This window comes from Phaeobacter sp. CECT 5382 (genome assembly GCF_001457775.1).
Taxonomy (GTDB): Bacteria; Pseudomonadota; Alphaproteobacteria; order Rhodobacterales; family Rhodobacteraceae; genus Pseudophaeobacter.
In genome coordinates this window covers 185117-200982 of record NZ_CYSG01000006.1, presented here as the reverse complement: position 1 = coordinate 200982, position 15866 = coordinate 185117, and the positions used below count along the sequence as shown (strand labels likewise).

The window sequence follows — 15866 nt, the reverse complement described above, 5'->3', positions numbered from 1 at the left end:
GGGCGCGCTGGGTTCATGGGAAAACCACGTGGCGGTCGGGCGTCTCGCTACCAGTTGCCTGTGGTCAATGAAGGGTCTTTGGTCTGCGACCGGCGCTGGTTAGAACCGGGTGCTGTCGTAATAGGCGCGGGTATGCGCCGTATCCTGCATCACGTCGGATGCAAGATCAGGTTCGGCAGCCTCAACCGCGCCCCCTGTGGTGGCTACTGCCACCGCAGCCAGTGGCGCTGATGTCGCCGCCAGTTTCAGAAAGTCGCGGCGGCTTTTGGCCCCCTCATCTTTCTTGCTCATGTGAACTCCTCCTCCCGGGCGTGATCCGGGTTCCTGTTTCACGGGTTGCAACGCGCAGCAGGCTGCCACGCGCCCTTGTGCGGATCACTCCGCGCTCATCCGAAAAGCTTCGGCCTCGATCTCAATGAACTGGCGCCCGACAGTGCCGAGGGCCGCATAGAGAAGCGAGGATTTGGCCGTTTCGAGATCTGAAAAGAAATGTCCGGCCCAGGGGCCGATGTGTTTGTTGAAAAACGTCTTTTGCTGGCCCAGGTCAGCTGCATCGCCAAAGCGGCCAGCGATCAGCGCGCCCATCATCTCCATCAACGACGCGATATTGTCTTCCGGCTCATATGAATTTGGCGCCCGGGTCAGGCCCTGCGCGGCCATGTCCTGGCGTAGCTGCGCCAGTGGTTTTTCATTGAGAAAGCCTGTGAGGTAGTAGCTGGCATAGGGCAACAGTTCCCCACGCCCCAGACCGATAAACAGCTTGTTGAACTCCCGCTCGGACGCGGCTGGCTTGCTGTGGCGGGCCAGTTTTGCCAATGCGTTGATCGCACTGCCAAGATCGCTTTCGTCGCCTTCCAGCCCGGCGGTCTGTTGCAACAGCATCTGATCCGGTGGCAGCGCCAGCATCAGCCCAAGGTAGTTATAGAGATCGGCGCGCATCTGATCCTCGGCGGTGATCCGGGGTGGTGCAACGGATGCGGCCTCTGCCTGAGCGGTCATTGTAGTCTCCTTGCAAGTTTCTGGTCCTGCATTCATGTCAGTCTGCATAGCTGCAATCATAGCTCACCCTGCGCCTCTACAAAGGAAAACCGCATTCGGCGGGACGCCGCTGGGAATGTTTCCTCACTCTGGGGCGCCGGGTCCACACCATCGTAGGGCGCGGGCAAAGAGGAATGAGACTGAACGGAACTGTCTCCCCGCTCTGCCAGTTCAAGCGTTTTCGCATCAGGTTCCGGCATTTCATTTTGCAGCGTATTTTCTGTGTCGTTCTCAGGGGGGAAAGCAACCACCTCTGCCCCGTTTTCGTCGGCCAAAGGCTGTGTCGCGGGCTGCACCTGTTGTTCTGCGTCAGCCTGTTCCTGTTCAGCTTTTTCCTGGCGCGCCAGCTCTTCGACATGGGCGGTCATGCCCTTGCCGACCTGATAGGCGGTCTGCATCCCTTCGATCACGCAGGCCGCATCGGTGAAATCCTCACCATAATCCACTAGCCCATCGACGCAGGCGAGCACCGGATTGGCCCGCCACAAATGACGCAACGCACGGGTTTTGATACGCGCCGGCACCTGCTCCGTCAGAAACACCTTAAAGTCATCGCCTTCACCTAGGCTTTCGGGCTCTGGCAGGTCCAGTTCCGCCAGTATTTCGTCATCACTGCGTTCGGCCACTGCGGTCTCGCGCGCCACGGCTTCCTGCTCCTGCAGCACCCGTGTTTCGGAATCAGCCTCGGCTTCGACAGCGGCGCGGCGACGGGACCAGAAATCACGCGCGCTCATTGCAGACGTTCCTTTTTGCCCAACTTACCCAGTGCAGGTGAGCGGTAAACATCGGTCAGCTGCGCAATACGCGGATCACCGATGCCATCCTCCAGCGCGCCAATGTCTTTCTTGTCGCGACGGCGTTTCTTGAACTCTTCCTCATGGAAATGCGCCAGGGTGAATTCCCGTACCCAAGCCACCAGTCCAGTGGGCATCGCCACCCGTTCGACCAGCTCCTCGCCGCTGTCGGCGTAGTCCTGTGCCTCAAACGGAGAAGCGGTTATCAACGTCACTTCCCAAGGATGCTCTGATGTTTCGCTATCGCGCAGGATAACATAGAGGCAGGGCGGCTCAGAGGTGAGCGCCTGCCGATAGGCCTCGGCCTCGGCACGATGCAGCTCCAACGGCAGGGTGGCGGCGTGAAACTCGCTCACGCCCGCTTCTTCACGGAGCAGCTGCCAGTGCGCATCAGCGGCGGCAGGCAAAAGCCCCGAGACGGTCCAGTGCCATTTCTCCCAACGCGTCACGCCTGGCGCACGGCGCATCACCACGCCCACCGGCATCACGTCTGTTTTCTGCGAGATCTGGCTCACGCTCTGTTTCACCCTGTTTTCCCTTGGCGCCTCTTTAAGGTTCGCCCATTTTTTCTTCACCACCACGATGGGCGCCCAAACTTTTGTCGCTTGTTGAATTCAGACTGCCGCAGGTCGCTTCCCTTACGAAAGGAAGATTTGCGCGTTTTTTGCGAATTCCACTCAACCGGGACAAATTGGGGCGCCGCCCCCCTGCCCTCAGGGCACTGCGGTCGAAATGTCTAATTCGACAGAAAAACTCAGGATATGACTACTGCCACAGCGCCGCGAATCACTTGCCCTATTCATCGCCCAGATTAGCCTGCCCAGGCTTTCAAAAGCGGTTTACCTGGGCGGCGAAACCTGACTAGTCTGAGCCCCCAGCAGGCGGCGATCTACGGTCATTTGCGCCCAAAACCACGCGAGGAAAACCATGGCCAAGCAATTGATATTGTGCGATTGTTCAGGAACTCAGACGCTCAACTCCAAGGCCCTTTCTGCAGCAACGGGTCTGGACTGCAGTTCAGTCCATTCCGCCCTGTGCACCACCCAGACCGAGGCCGCCGCCGCGGCCATTTCCACCGGTGAAGCCGTCATTTGCTGCGCTCAGGAAAAAAGATTTTTTGACGCTTTAGCCGCAGAGATCGAAGCCCCCTTGCCCGCCTATGTGGATCTGCGCGACCGCGCTGGATGGACCGCCGATACCGGGGATTTGCTACCCAAAATGACCGCATTGGTGGCAGAGGCCGCCCTTGATGTACCCGCAGCGAAGACCCTGGATGTGATTTCAGAAGGTCTGTGCCTGATTCTGGGCCCGCCCGACATAACTCTGGCGGCGGCCCAACAGTTGCAGGACAGTCTCGGCGTCACCGTCCTTTTGCCTCCCGGAACCGAAGCGCCAATCGAAGCATCACTGGGGCGGGGGTACGATGTCATCCGGGGAGGTTTGCGCCGGGCCAAGGGTGCGCTGGGACAGTTCAGCGTTAGTTTCGACGCTTTGGAACAGTTGGATGTCACCGGGCGCAGCTGGTCCTGGACCGCCCCCCGCGAGGGTGGGAGTTCCGACTGCGATATCATTCTGGATCTGCGCGGCGACACGCCGCTGTTTCCGGCACCGCAAAAGCGCGAAGGCTATCTGCGCGCAGACCCCAAAAGCGCCACCGCCGTGGCCGAGGCTGTGCTGACCGCGAGCCAGATGGTCGGAACCTTCGAAAAGCCGCTGTATCTGCGCCATGAACCGCTGCTTTGTGCCCATTCACGCGCCGGACAGGCAGGCTGCAGCAAATGCCTGGATCATTGCCCGACATCCGCCATTGCCTCGACCGGGGATCATGTGACTATTGATCCGATGGTCTGTGCCGGCTGCGGCGCCTGCGCAGCCCTCTGCCCGTCGGGGGCGATCACCTATGACGCCCCCCCGGCAGAGGCGCAGTTTCGCCGCATCCAGACCCTCGCGCAGGCCTACAAGGCAGCCGGAGGGACGGCGCCACGGCTGTTGGTGGTCAATGCCCATGGCAGTGAAATGATTACGCTGGCCGCCCGTTTTGATCGCGGCCTGCCCGCAGACGTTATCCCGCTCGAGGTTGAGGCGCTAAACGCCTTTGGCCACGCTGAAATCCTGGCCGCGCTGGCTGCGGGCTTCGCCCATGTCTCGATCCTACTGGCCCCCGGCATTGACCGCGATGTACAAGAGGGTGAGCTGGCGCTGGCACGGGCCATTGCCCAGGACAATGCAGCTACCAATACGGCCACCCTGCTGGATATTGATGATCCCGAAGCCCTCAGCGCCGTTCTGTTTGAACAAACACAGGATGGCCCTCCGTCCAGTCTGATTGCCGACCCGATACGCCCCATGGGATCACGTCGCCAGATCACCCGGCAGGCCGCCCTTGCGTTGCGCCCCGACCAGCAACAGATATCACTGCCGGACCACGCGCCCTATGGCGCGGTTCTGGTCAATCAGGACAGCTGCACCCTGTGCCTGTCCTGTGTCTCGCTTTGTCCGTCTGGCGCTCTTGGTGACAACCCTGATCTGCCGCAGCTGCGCTTTCAGGAGGACGCCTGCCTGCAGTGTGGAATTTGCACCAGTGCTTGCCCCGAGGATGCCATCACGCTGGAGCCTCAACTGAACCTCGCCCCAGAGGCGCTGTCGCAGACTGTCTTGCACGAGGAAGAGCCCTTTCCCTGCGTCGAATGCGGTGCGCTCTTTGGGGTGAAATCCACCATCGACAAGATCACCGAAAAGCTGGCCGGAAATCACGCCATGTTCTCTCGACCCGAGACGCTGCGGATGATCCAGATGTGCGATGATTGCCGTGTACAAGTGCAGTTTCACCAGAAAGACAGCCCATTTGCCGCCGCAGACCGCCCAAAGGTGCGCACCACCGAAGACTATCTGAGCAAACGGCGCGATCACTGAGGGTACCGCATCTGCCCCCTCCCAAGGGCCTGCCGCCTGTCTGGCCGCCCCTTTGCATCTCGGGGAGGTCCAGATCAGTCTCAGCTTTGCGCCACAAGATGCACTTGGCAGATGCGCCAAAGCTGCAGATCAGATAGACAAATAACAAAACCAAGCGATCTGCCATCGTCGCAAGATAGCCCGGACCCAATAAGAGCCCGCCTGCCAGGCCACCAGCATAGGAGCAAGACCCGCGTGTCCATAACCCGAGAAGCCGTCCTCGAGACACTCAAGACCCTTTCCGATCCTGTCAGCGGGGACGATATCGTCTCGGCCGGCATCGTGCGCGCCCTGAACATCGAAGACACCTCAGTGCTGTTCGTGCTCGAGATCGATCCGGCCAAATCCGAAATATATGGCTCGGTGCGCGATCAGGCCGAAGCCGTTGTCAAAAACCTTCCGGGTGTGGAAAAGGTCTCCGCGATGCTGACCGGCCATTCGACGCAGGCGCCGCCGCCGGACCTAAAGCCCGCCAAAGCCGCAGCCCCAAAGGGGCCGCAGAAAATCCCCGGTGTCGACCGGATCATTGCCGTGGCTTCCGGCAAGGGCGGGGTGGGAAAATCTACCGTATCAGCCAATCTGGCCTGTGCACTGGCCGCACAGGGGCGCCGCGTCGGCCTGTTGGATGCCGATGTTTATGGCCCCTCTCAGCCCCGCATGCTGGGCGTTTCCGGTCGCCCTGCAAGCCCCGATGGCAAAACCATCTTGCCGCTACGCAATCACGGCGTCACCATGATGTCGATCGGGCTGATGACCAATGATGATCAGGCCGTTGTCTGGCGCGGGCCGATGCTGATGGGTGCCCTGCAACAGATGCTGATGCAGGTGCAGTGGGGCGCTTTGGATGTGCTGATCGTCGATCTGCCACCTGGCACCGGCGACGTGCAGATGACCCTGGCGCAAAAGGCCCATGTGGATGGGGCAGTGATCGTCTCCACCCCGCAGGATGTGGCGCTGATCGATGCGCGCAAAGGCATCGATATGTTCAACAAGCTCAACGTGCCAATTCTGGGCATGATTGAAAATATGTCGACACATATCTGTTCCAACTGCGGCCACGAAGAACATGTCTTTGGTCATGGCGGTGTTGCCGCCGAAGCCGCCAAGATGAACGTGCCGCTGTTGGGCGAGATCCCGCTGCATCTGGACATCCGGCTCGCGGCAGATGGGGGGGCTCCGATCGTTGCCAGCAAACCAGACAGCCCCCAGGCCAAGGCCTTTCTCGAGGTTGCTGCTGCGCTGGTCGAACGGGGCGCCGCATGAGCGAGCCCGCCTTCCCCCCTTTGATGTCCGGGCTATCCGTGACGGGACAGGAAGATCCTTTTGAAACTGCCTGTCAAAAGGCGGTTCTGGGCTGTGATGCGGGGCTGGTGGTCTATAACCTTGCTGCAGATCAGTTACGCGCGGCCCTGGTGTTCGCACCAGAAGTACCCTTGCGACAGGCCATGGTAATGCTGCCCACCTGCGCGGTTGGGCTGCAAAATGCCCTCGGAGCACTCGCCCCGCCAGAAGTCGCCGTGCATCTGGAATGGGGCGGTGGGCTGCGTATCAATGGCGGCCGCTGCGGCACACTGCGGGTGGCTGCAAGCGGCACGGATCCGGATGTTGTACCCGACTGGCTGGTGGTCGGTCTGCAAATGCCGCTCTGGCCTGCCAATGGCGATGGCGGCGACACCCCCGACGACACAGCCCTTTATGCCGAGGGCTGCGCCGATGTAGAGGCCCCCGCCCTGCTGGAAAGCTGGGCGCGGCACAGCCTGCACTGGATCAGCCGCTGGGAAGAAGACGGTACAGAGCCACTGCACGCTGAATGGCGCGGACTTGCCCAGGGACTGGGCGAAGAGGTGCAGCTGCAGGGGAAATCCGGCACCTTCCTTGGCGTCGACGAAAATTTTGGCATGCTGCTGCGACAGGCAGAGACCACCGACCTCATCCCTCTCACCACCCTATTGGAGACCAGCTGATGCAGCTCGCCCGTGCCATCCATTTCGACGAAAGCGACCAGAACGTCTTTGCCAGCCCGGCCCGTACCGGGGAATGGTGCATTTCCGGCGGATTCGAGTTTTCCAACTGGGTTGAAGGGGATCTGACCGGCAAGCAGCGTCAGGCCTTTGCCAATGGCTGGCTCGGGCTTGAAACCGCCGGGCGGGTGACCTTTGTCGCGGTGACCAAGATTGAGCCCGCGGAGCTGGAACGTCTGACCGACCTGCTGGCCAGTCACTTTGTGAGCTACTACGGGGCCCCTGACCTGGAAGCCGCGCGCCCGGTTGCACGCGAGGAGCTGGCGCAGATGTGCGAAACCTGCGCCGACCATGCGGCCAATACCCTGCTGACGGTTGCGCGCGAGCTGACACCGGCAGGGGTGCGCGAAAGCTATCGCAGCATTGAAGCACAGTCTGCCGGTCTGGAACAATTCGCACTGCACGTTTCGCCAGACGCCTAGATGCCCACATTCTGCGAACTCTGGCTGCAAACTCCGGGGAATAATCTTATTGAGGGCTAGAGAGGGCAAGGCGGAGGCTCCCGCCCGTCGGTCGACCCTATTCAGGATCTCCTCCCGTTGGGCCCGGCGCCGCTACGCGGCGCAATCCCTCCTCATAGCCAGGCATCGCCCTCCCCGGCCAGTATCCGGGGCGTATCTCCGGCGGTTTTCTCGCTCTCTGGTTCGGCTCTGCGACGTCGCTGGGGCAGCCGGGTCAAGGGCCACATCTGTAGCACTGCCGCAGGCAGGGTTTACCCTTTACGCGGTGTCGGCGCATACATAATCGAGACCGCCTTTGAGGGGCAGTATTGCCCTTCAAGGGCATCTCAGTTCCTTTTTCCTCTTTCTTTTTCACCGCGTCGCGGCGCTACGCCCAAGGCTGCCAAGGGGATTTCGGCAAAGCCGAAAGCACCTGCGGGCGCGGGAGCGCTTCCTGTGCCACTGCGCAACAGCAAAAAGTGAATACCCCCCTCCTGCGCAGCACTCTTGTCAGCTATATTTCTCCAAAAATGCTTCAGCGCTGAGGCTGCGGAAATCTTGCAGGCAGTCCCGCAATTGGTCGTGATCCCAGTCCCACCAGGCCAACGCTAACATCTGCTCTGCCACCACCTCTGTATAGCGGCGGCGAATGACCTTTGCCGTGTTGCCACCCACAATCGTATAGGGGGCAACATCTTTGGTCACCACTGTCCCCGAGGCAACCACTGCTCCATGCCCGATTGTCACTTCGGGTTTGATCAGTGCGCCATGACCGATCCAAGTGTCATGCCCAATCCGTGCCTTGCGCCCAGCGCGCAGGGCAAACCAGTCGGCATCATCTTCGATATCATCCCAATAGGATGATGAGCGATAATGGAAATGATGCAGCGAGGCCTTTTCCATCGGATGGTCCGTCGCTCCGATCCGGGTGGCACTGGCGATATTGGAAAATTTGCCGATTTCGGCATTGGCAATATCGCAGGAGCGATCACAATAGGAGTAATCCCCAAAATGGCTTTTGGCGACGCGTGTGCCCGCACCAATTTCGACATAGGCACCAAAGCTGCTGTCGCTGATCTGGCAATCGGGGTGAAAAAAGGGGGTATGGGCAGTCAGTCGCGCCACGGGTCAATCTCCAGGAATGTGCCCCAGCCTTACAGATGTGACGGCTAGGGGTTTCAGTACAAGCGGATTGGGATCTCTAAAGCGTACAGATCAGGGCAGCAGGAAAGCCTTGCCGTCCGCGCGCGCCTTGCGTTTGGCCCTGCTGCCTTCGCCCTTGATCAGGCGGCGGCGTAGCCAACCCGACAGCCAATCCATCATCATCACCATCAGAATGATCAGCACGATGTAATAGGCGACTTCTTCCCAGTCTTTTTGGGTGATGATCGCCTGTGTCAGCAGAAGGCCAATACCGCCACCGGTGATCGCCCCGATGATGGTTGCTGAGCGGGTGTTGGATTCAAGGAAATACAACAGCTGGCTCAGCAGCACCGGCGTGATCTGCGGGATCACCCCAAAGCGGTAGCGCTGCGCCGGTTTTGCCCCGGTTGAGGCCACGCCTTCGATCTGCTTTTCATCGACGTTCTCCAGCGCCTCAGAGAAAATCTTGCCAAAGGTGCCGGTATCCGTCACCAGAATGGCCAGCGCCCCGGTCAGGGGGCCGGGGCCAAAGGCCCGCGCCAGAACCACGGTCCAGATCAGGCTGTCCACGCCGCGCAAAAAGTCAAAGAACCGGCGCATGACAAAGCGCAGGGGCCCAAAGGCGGTGAAGTTGCGCGCCGCCATGAAGGCCAGCGGCAGAGCAAAGATACCGGCACCAATAGTGCCTAGGAAGGCCATCAGCAGGGTTTCGGCAATGGCCCAGGCCACGTCCTGGTGGCGCCACATCTTGTTGGTCCAGAAATCCTGAAAGATCGCGCCGGCTTCGCCTGTTGCGGCGCGGCTCATCAACTCGCCAAACCCCAACCCATGATAGGGGCTGTCGAGCGTGAAGAAGAACAACTCCCAGCCAGTGAAGTAGCGGAAAACTTCGCTGCGGTTGCGGGTGACGGTCAGACGGCCTGCATCGGTTTTGATGGCCAGACGATTCTTGGACACGCTGATCCAATCCGGCACATCCCCTGCGGGCAGTTCTGCCTGTACACCTTTGCTGCGGTTCGGCGTGGCCCTGACCAACCCGTAGCCGGGAATGTCATATTCGATGCTTTCGGGCCCAAAGCGCACCAGGTGACCGTTCTCCAGATCAATCACCGTGTCGCTTTGAGCAGTTTTGCCCAAGCTGACCCAGGCGGGGCTTTCGCCTTCGGGATAGGCACCCTTGCGCTCTCCTTCGATGGCGACCGACACGGAAGCGTCACGGTTGTCGCGCGTCACATGGGTTTTGTAGCTGTAGCTGTCGCTGACCAGGGTCTGGGCGTTCTGCCAGCTGACCCGCTGCCACAGCCCGGCCACATCAAAGGCCACAAAGACATAGGCCATATAGGCCAGCACCAATGCGGGCAGCGCAAAGTTAAAGAGTTTCTTTTTCAGAAACAGGCGGTCCATGTCCTGCTTCAGCATCATCGGAGTCAGCTCAGCCTCTAGGATAGTCATGCCTTGGCTCCATGGATCAGGCGGTCACGCAGGGCACTCGAGATCTGATCGACCACGGTGATGGTGACAAAAAGCAAAAGGAAGATGGCGGCGGCCTCGTCATAGCGACCCTGGCCCCAGGACATAGCGTTTTTCAGCTCGTAGCCGATGCCGCCTGCCCCCACGAAGCCCAGAATGGCAGAGGCGCGAATGTTGATCTCAAACCGCAGCAGCGCATAGCTTACGTAGTTTGGACCAACCTGCGGGATCACGCCCAGCCACATGCGCTGGCCCCAACTGCTGCCAACCGATTCCAGCCCTTCGACGGGTTTGAGAGAGGCGTTTTCATTCACCTCGGAAAACAGCTTGCCCAGTGCGCCGGCCGTGTGAATGGCAATGGCGATCATGGCAGGCACCGGCCCGCCACCCAGCAAAAAGATCAGCACCAGGGCGATGACGATTTCCGGAATGGCGCGGCTGATATCCATGATCCGGCGAAACAGCGGGATCAATCTCGGCCAGGCCGCCATGCCGCGCGTGGACAGGAGCGACAGCAGGGTTCCGAACACCAGCCCGACCAAGGTAGAGGCCGCAGCAATATTCAGGGTTTCAATCAGCGCTGGGAAAAAAGTGACCAGATGGCCGGGCAGTTCTGTCAGCTTTTCGCCAGCTTCGGCCAGCACTTCGGCAGGGTAGTCAAAGACATGGGTAATCCCATCGCGGAACGAGCCCGCGTTGCGGCCGTCCGCGGTGCGAAACCCCGCAGCCATCAGGGCCACGAACAATACCAGTAGAATGCCGCCATAAAGACGCTTGCGCCGGGTCATCTCGCCGTATTGGGCGTGGATGTCCGCAGTCGTGAGAGGCGCTGCGGTCAGATCTGCCATCATTGCCGTCCTGAATTATTACATTGTGTGAGGCAGCCCGACCAGAAGCCGTATCATTCCGACGGTCGCGGCTGATTGGAAAACGGGGTCCGAGTTATAAAACCCGAACCCCGCCAAAAGCAGATCAGAGGTCTTAGTTGGACTTCAGCTGACGGGCTTCGATGATCACCTGATAGGCGTCGTGACCGATTGGCATAACGCCTTTGGCCTCACCCGAAAGCACACCGTAGGCGCATTCAGGATCCATCGCTGGCAGCGAGGCCATCAGGGCGGTAAACTTGACTTTGACGTCTTCTGGCAGGTCTTTGCGCAGAACGATGGGGCCTTCTGGGATCGGCTTGGACTGCCAGATCTGAACCAGGTCGTTCATGTCCACGAGGCCGGCATCCACAGCGCGACGCAGCGCGCCAGAGTTGTAGCCATCTTCCCAGTTGCCCAGACCATCGGCCCAGGTCACACCGCCGTCAAAGTCGCCATTGTTGACGCCAACGATGGTCTGCTCGTGACCACCGGAGAATTTGACTTCGCCAAAGTAGTCACCCGAGGTCATGGTCGCGCCGGTCACTTCAGGGATCTCGATCGACGGGATCAGGAAACCGGAGGTGGAGTTGGGATCGCCAAAGCCGAAGGTCTTGCCCTTCATGTCTTCCAGCGAGGTGATGCCGCTGTCGGCGCGTGCAAAACCAACCGAGTAGTAGCCGTAGCCGCCATCAACGTTGACCTTGACTAGGATCGGCTCAACCGCTTCGGGGTCGGACAGGTAGGTTTTGGCATAACCAGAAGCACCCAGCCAGGCCATGTCGAGCGTGCCGCCCAGCAGGCCCTGGATCACGCCGTTATAGTCGGCAGGGGCGAACAGCTTGGTTTCAACACCAAGTAGTTCTTCGGTTTTTTCGCGCAGGCATTCGTTGTTGTTCAGACGGTCCTGAGCGTTTTCGCCGCCCAGAAGACCGATGCGGAACTGAGTGATTTCTTCGGCCATGACTGGTGTGGTCAGGGCGGTAGAGGCCAAAGCGGCCAGCAGCAGTTTTTTCATCTTTTTTCTCCGGTTAAGTTTTCCCGTCCCCCCATCGGGTGCGGGTGATGAAATTAGGGTGTTCGGGTGGATCAGGCCTCGGCCATCTCGGCGCGGATCGTGGCCTCGAGCGTGTCGATCTCGGTAGAGGTTGCCGCCTCCGAGAAATTGGCGTCTGCGCCGTAGATCTCGCGGGCAACGCCAGTGGTCAGCTGTTCGGGCAAGCCGTCAAAGACGATGCGGCCATCGCGCATGCCCACTACGCGGTCACAGTAGCGGCGCGCGGTATCCAGGGTGTGCAGGTTGGCAATTACTGTGCGGCCGTCTTCTTCGTGGATGCGGCGCAGCGCCTCCATCACGGTCTGCGCATTCATCGGATCCAGCGAGGCAATGGGCTCATCCGCCAGGATGATCTTGGGGTCCTGCATCAGAGCCCGCGCAATGGCGACCCGCTGCTGCTGGCCACCAGAAAGGGCCTCGGCACGTTTGGCGGCATGCTCGGCAATACCAAGACGGTCGAGGATATCGATGGCGGTGTGGATATCTTCCATTGGGAACAAGTTGAACATCGTCGCAAAGGTTGAACGGCGATTGAGCGTTCCGTGCAGCACGTTGGACACCACATCCATGCGCGGCACCAGGTTAAACTGCTGAAAGATCATCGCGCATTCGGACTGCCAGGCGCGTTTATCACTGCCTTTCAGGCTGGTAACATCACGGCCCTCGAACAGGATCTGACCGTCGCTGGCATCCGACAGGCGGTTGATCATCCGAAGCAGGGTCGATTTGCCTGCACCAGAGCGCCCAATCACCCCGATCATGCAGGGTTTGTCGATATCCAGTGTCGCGGTGTCTACCGCAATCTTGTCGCCAAAGCGTTTGGTCAGTTTCTCGATACGCAGCACAATCAGTTCCCTTCGTTTCGGGGACTGACTAAGCACGGCGTTCAAATGATTTGTGTCGAATGAGTGAAGTTTTTGTAAAGCAGTGCGTGAAGCCTCAGTGAAACCGCCTCACGTCGTTTACAAACTTCGCCCTGTCCAGCGCGCCAGCAAGAGGGTATATGGCGGCAAATCCCTCCTCTTTTGTCTTTCCAAAAGGAAGCTGCCCAATGTCCTTTGACCGCAAGATCAAGATTGCCCCCTCCATCCTGTCCGCCGATTTCGCCAACTTTGGTCAGGAAATTCAGGCCATCGAATCCCAGGGCGCCGACTGGGTGCATGTGGATGTGATGGATGGCCATTTCGTGCCCAACCTCACCTTTGGTCCGCAGGCCGTCAAAGCCTTCCGGCCACATGTGAAAACCGTGATGGACGTACATCTGATGATTTCTCCTGTGGATGCCTATATCGACGCCTACGCCGATGCCGGTGCAGATGTCTTGACCGCTCATATTGAGGCCGGCCCCCATATTCACCGCACTCTGCAAGCCATACGTGCCGCAGGCATGAAGGCTGGCGTTGCGCTGAACCCCGGCACCCCCGCAGAGTCGGTCGCACATCTTCTGGATCTCGCGGACCTGATCTGCGTGATGACGGTAAACCCGGGATTTGGCGGTCAAAAGTTCATCGACATGACCGGCAAGGTCCGCCAGCTGCGTCAAATGATTGGCGATCGTCCCGTCCATATCGAAATCGATGGCGGTGTTGATCCCAAGACCGCTCCTTTGGTGGTCGAAGCGGGCGCTGATGTGCTGGTGGCCGGGTCAGCCGTGTTCAAAGGCGGCTCTGTCAGCAAACCCGAAGTTTATGGCGAAAACATCCGCAACATCCGTGCCGCTGCCGAAGGCCACTGGGCATAGACGAGGCACAAAGGCTACAACGCCCAAGAAGATCTAAAACAAAGATCAGGCCAGAGCCTGCTCTTTTGCGTTTTCAGACTGAACAGTCGACGAAGGTCATAAAAAATCTGAGACCCGCACAATCAAACCTCCGGCAATCAACCAACAATCTTTCGATATTACCCGGTCGCTGATTGCTTCGCTGGTTCCATCACCGACCTAGGCGCAAAGTTAAGTCAATTTTCTAGTAAATTAACCGAATCACGCCAATCTCGTTCAATCTGATTTGCTTTGGTCTGCGCTGCCTGTCCTGACGGCCCAGCTTGGCTCTGGTGTCGAAAAGGTCTGTGACTGTGAAATCTATGACTGTGAATAAAGACTCACTCCTGTTCAAATTGGCGATGCCAATTCCAGTGTGCCTGTGTCTCTGCCTGCTGGTTGCCGGACTGTTTCTTCCGCAGGCCATGAAGGACAATGCGCTGACAGCCGCCGCCGAGGCGGCGACGCAGACCGCCAACCAGATGAAAACCATCCGCGGCTATTACACCGACTATGTGGTGCGTGATGTCAAAGCCTCCGAAGGCCTGTCTCTGGGCGTAGATCATCAGGCTGATCCAGGTGTTGTTCCTCTGCCTGCAACCTTCATTCATGACATCAGCACGATTTTGGAACAGGAAGACACCAATCTGGCGCTGTATAGCCCGTTTCCCTTTGCAAACAGCGCCGAACGCCCGATGGACCCTTTCATGCAGGACGCCTGGAAGGCGCTGTCGCAGGATCCCAGCTCGAGCTATCAGCAACTTGAAACAGTTGGGAGCAGCACGTTTTTGCGTGTCGCGGTGGGCGACACCATGGTTTCCGAAGTCTGTGTGGCCTGTCACAACGCCCATGCCGCTTCGCCCAAAACCGACTGGGTGCTGGGGGATCTGCGCGGTATCGTAGAGGTGCGTCGCAATGTTGACGCGGTTCTGGCCAGTACAGAGGCCCTGTCGCGCAATATCCTAATCGCGCTTGGTTTGGCCGGATCACTGCTGTTGATCGTCGCCATCTCGGTGGCCCGGTCAATCACACGGCCCATCAATCAGATCTGTGCAGATCTCGCTGCAGTTTCTGATGGGGAACTCGACATCAAGGTCGAGGCCGCCAGCCGCAAAGATGAGATCGGCAAGATTGGCAAGGCCCTCGTTGCCATGCAGGGCGACCTGAAACAGGCACGCAAAGGCGAGGAACGCCGCGCTGTTTTGCAACAGGAACAACATGATGTTGTGCAACACCTGAGCACCGGCCTGCTCCGCCTGTCCAAGGGCGATTTCTCCCAGCGCATAGATGACCCCTTCTCCGGATCACACGAACAATTGCGGCAGAACTTCAACCTGACGATCGACACGCTCAGCGGTACGGTCGCGCAGGTGACCGAAGCCTCCAGCAGTATCCGCAATGGTGCCGCCGAGATCAGCCATGCCTCGGATGATCTGTCACACCGCACCGAAAGCCAGGCTGCAACCCTGGAACAGACGGCCGCCGCCCTGGATGAGCTGACAGCCAGCGTCAAGGCCGCCGCCGACGGCGCCCGCAGCGTTGAGGCCACCATGGAAGAGGCCAAGCAGGAGGCCGAGAACAGCAACCAAGTGGTTGCCAATGCGGTGTCTGTCATGACAGAAATCGAAGAATCTTCGACCCACATCGGCAAGATTGTCACCGTGATCGACGAGATCTCCTTTCAGACCAACCTTCTGGCGCTCAACGCCGGGGTTGAGGCCGCCCGCGCCGGTGAAGCTGGGCGCGGCTTTGCCGTTGTTGCTGCCGAAGTTCGCGCCTTGGCGCAGCGCTCATCAGATTCTGCAATGGAGATCAAAGGATTGATCGCCTCGAGTTCAGAACAGGTCGGACGCGGCGTCGATCTGGTCGGCAAAGCAGGCGAAGCCCTGACCACAATTGCCGGTCGGGTGAGCGAGATCTCGGAGCTGGTCTCTGGCATCACCGAAGGTGCCGTGGAGCAATCCACCGGGCTGGCCGAAATCAACATCGGTGTCACCCAGCTGGATCAGGTCACGCAACAAAATGCGGCCATGGTGGAACAATCCACCGCCGCCGGACATCTCCTCAAGGCGGATGCCATCAAACTCACCGAGGTGGTCGCGGGGTTCAAATTCCAGGGCGGCCTCAAAGGCGATATGGGGCAGCCGCGAATGCCAGACTTCCCCCAGGTGGAGACCACGCCTGTCAAAGAATCCCTTGCCCATGATTACCTGGACTGGGGCGATGAAACCGAGCTGGCGACTAGCAGCTCCGGCACGGCGACTGGCACTGACAGCAAATGGCAGGACTTCTAGCTCCTCGCAATTGGCCCCTTAGTTGCCCCCCA

General features: G+C 59.4%; 15 protein-coding genes. 6 read left to right on the top strand and 9 right to left on the bottom strand.

Annotation, left to right across the window (positions count from 1 at the left end):
- Positions 1–99: 99 nt before the first annotated feature.
- From PH5382_RS08955 to PH5382_RS08940, 4 genes are all read right to left on the bottom strand, one after another.
- Positions 100–291, bottom strand: a complete 192-nt coding sequence (locus PH5382_RS08955; RefSeq protein ID WP_058334021.1) for a hypothetical protein — start codon at positions 289–291, stop codon at positions 100–102.
- 84 nt (positions 292–375) lie between these two features.
- Entirely contained in the window at positions 376–999 is a 624-nt protein-coding gene (locus PH5382_RS08950) for a TorD/DmsD family molecular chaperone (RefSeq protein ID WP_058334020.1), read from the bottom strand.
- 56 nt (positions 1000–1055) lie between these two features.
- The gene (locus tag PH5382_RS08945; RefSeq protein ID WP_058334019.1) at positions 1056–1772 is read right to left on the bottom strand and encodes a DUF3306 domain-containing protein; all 717 of its coding nucleotides are present in this window, start codon (positions 1770–1772) and stop codon (positions 1056–1058) included.
- Entirely contained in the window at positions 1769–2317 is a 549-nt protein-coding gene (locus tag PH5382_RS08940) for a DUF3305 domain-containing protein (RefSeq protein ID WP_058334058.1), read from the bottom strand. Before PH5382_RS08940 ends, PH5382_RS08945 begins: the two co-directional genes overlap by 4 nt.
- A 442-nt stretch (positions 2318–2759) precedes the next feature.
- Here PH5382_RS08940 and PH5382_RS08935 point away from each other — a divergent pair, with 442 nt between their 5' ends.
- From PH5382_RS08935 to PH5382_RS08920, 4 genes are all read left to right on the top strand, one after another.
- Positions 2760–4745, top strand: coding sequence for a 4Fe-4S binding protein (locus PH5382_RS08935; protein ID WP_058334018.1), 1986 nt, complete (start codon positions 2760–2762; stop codon positions 4743–4745).
- A 234-nt stretch (positions 4746–4979) separates the two neighbouring features.
- Positions 4980–6047 (top strand): iron-sulfur cluster carrier protein ApbC, encoded by a 1068-nt coding sequence (gene apbC, locus PH5382_RS08930; protein ID WP_058334017.1) that lies wholly within the window; start codon positions 4980–4982, stop codon positions 6045–6047.
- Complete coding sequence (locus PH5382_RS08925) at positions 6044–6748, top strand: biotin/lipoate--protein ligase family protein (protein ID WP_058334016.1); 705 nt, start codon at positions 6044–6046, stop codon at positions 6746–6748. Before apbC ends, PH5382_RS08925 begins: the two co-directional genes overlap by 4 nt.
- Complete coding sequence (locus PH5382_RS08920; RefSeq protein ID WP_058334015.1) at positions 6748–7227, top strand: DUF6505 family protein; 480 nt, start codon at positions 6748–6750, stop codon at positions 7225–7227. The genes PH5382_RS08925 and PH5382_RS08920 overlap by 1 nt, the downstream gene beginning before the upstream one ends.
- A gap of 528 nt (positions 7228–7755) precedes the next feature.
- On the opposite strand, the gene PH5382_RS08915 is transcribed toward PH5382_RS08920, so the two are convergent.
- From PH5382_RS08915 to phnC, 5 genes are all read right to left on the bottom strand, one after another.
- Positions 7756–8370: an LbetaH domain-containing protein gene (locus tag PH5382_RS08915; protein ID WP_058334014.1), complete on the bottom strand. Its 615-nt coding sequence runs from the start codon at positions 8368–8370 to the stop codon at positions 7756–7758.
- 90 nt (positions 8371–8460) lie between these two features.
- Positions 8461–9840, bottom strand: a complete 1380-nt coding sequence (gene phnE, locus PH5382_RS08910) for a phosphonate ABC transporter, permease protein PhnE (RefSeq protein ID WP_058334013.1) — start codon at positions 9838–9840, stop codon at positions 8461–8463.
- Positions 9837–10706: a phosphonate ABC transporter, permease protein PhnE gene (gene phnE, locus PH5382_RS08905; RefSeq protein ID WP_058334057.1), complete on the bottom strand. Its 870-nt coding sequence runs from the start codon at positions 10704–10706 to the stop codon at positions 9837–9839. The genes phnE (PH5382_RS08910) and phnE (PH5382_RS08905) overlap by 4 nt, the downstream gene beginning before the upstream one ends.
- A gap of 133 nt (positions 10707–10839) precedes the next feature.
- Positions 10840–11742, bottom strand: coding sequence for a phosphonate ABC transporter substrate-binding protein (gene phnD, locus PH5382_RS08900; RefSeq protein WP_058334012.1), 903 nt, complete (start codon positions 11740–11742; stop codon positions 10840–10842).
- Positions 11743–11813: 71 nt separating this feature from the next.
- Positions 11814–12626 (bottom strand): phosphonate ABC transporter ATP-binding protein, encoded by an 813-nt coding sequence (phnC, locus tag PH5382_RS08895; RefSeq protein ID WP_058334011.1) that lies wholly within the window; start codon positions 12624–12626, stop codon positions 11814–11816.
- 206 nt (positions 12627–12832) lie between these two features.
- Here phnC and rpe point away from each other — a divergent pair, with 206 nt between their 5' ends.
- Positions 12833–13522, top strand: coding sequence for a ribulose-phosphate 3-epimerase (rpe, locus tag PH5382_RS08890; RefSeq protein ID WP_058334010.1), 690 nt, complete (start codon positions 12833–12835; stop codon positions 13520–13522).
- Positions 13523–13902: 380 nt separating this feature from the next.
- Positions 13903–15834 carry a methyl-accepting chemotaxis protein gene (locus PH5382_RS19435; RefSeq protein ID WP_231751833.1) on the top strand — a complete coding sequence of 644 codons (1932 nt, stop codon included), beginning with the start codon at positions 13903–13905 and terminating at the stop codon, positions 15832–15834.
- The last annotated feature ends 32 nt before the right edge of the window (positions 15835–15866 follow it).

Bases quoted from the DNA above. Each gene is read 5' to 3' on its own strand.
- PH5382_RS08955 (WP_058334021.1), bottom strand. From the start codon at position 291: ATGAGCAAGAAAGATGAGGGGGCCAAAAGCCGCCGCGACTTTCTGAAA.
- PH5382_RS08950 (WP_058334020.1), bottom strand. From the start codon at position 999: ATGACCGCTCAGGCAGAGGCCGCATCCGTTGCACCACCCCGGATCACC.
- PH5382_RS08945 (WP_058334019.1), bottom strand. From the start codon at position 1,772: ATGAGCGCGCGTGATTTCTGGTCCCGTCGCCGCGCCGCTGTCGAAGCC.
- PH5382_RS08940 (WP_058334058.1), bottom strand. From the start codon at position 2,317: ATGCCGGTGGGCGTGGTGATGCGCCGTGCGCCAGGCGTGACGCGTTGG.
- PH5382_RS08935 (WP_058334018.1), top strand. From the start codon at position 2,760: ATGGCCAAGCAATTGATATTGTGCGATTGTTCAGGAACTCAGACGCTC.
- PH5382_RS08925 (WP_058334016.1), top strand. From the start codon at position 6,044: ATGAGCGAGCCCGCCTTCCCCCCTTTGATGTCCGGGCTATCCGTGACG.
- PH5382_RS08920 (WP_058334015.1), top strand. From the start codon at position 6,748: ATGCAGCTCGCCCGTGCCATCCATTTCGACGAAAGCGACCAGAACGTC.
- phnE (WP_058334013.1), bottom strand. From the start codon at position 9,840: ATGACTATCCTAGAGGCTGAGCTGACTCCGATGATGCTGAAGCAGGAC.
- phnE (WP_058334057.1), bottom strand. From the start codon at position 10,706: ATGGCAGATCTGACCGCAGCGCCTCTCACGACTGCGGACATCCACGCC.
- phnD (WP_058334012.1), bottom strand. From the start codon at position 11,742: ATGAAAAAACTGCTGCTGGCCGCTTTGGCCTCTACCGCCCTGACCACA.
- rpe (WP_058334010.1), top strand. From the start codon at position 12,833: ATGTCCTTTGACCGCAAGATCAAGATTGCCCCCTCCATCCTGTCCGCC.
- PH5382_RS19435 (WP_231751833.1), top strand. From the start codon at position 13,903: ATGCCAATTCCAGTGTGCCTGTGTCTCTGCCTGCTGGTTGCCGGACTG.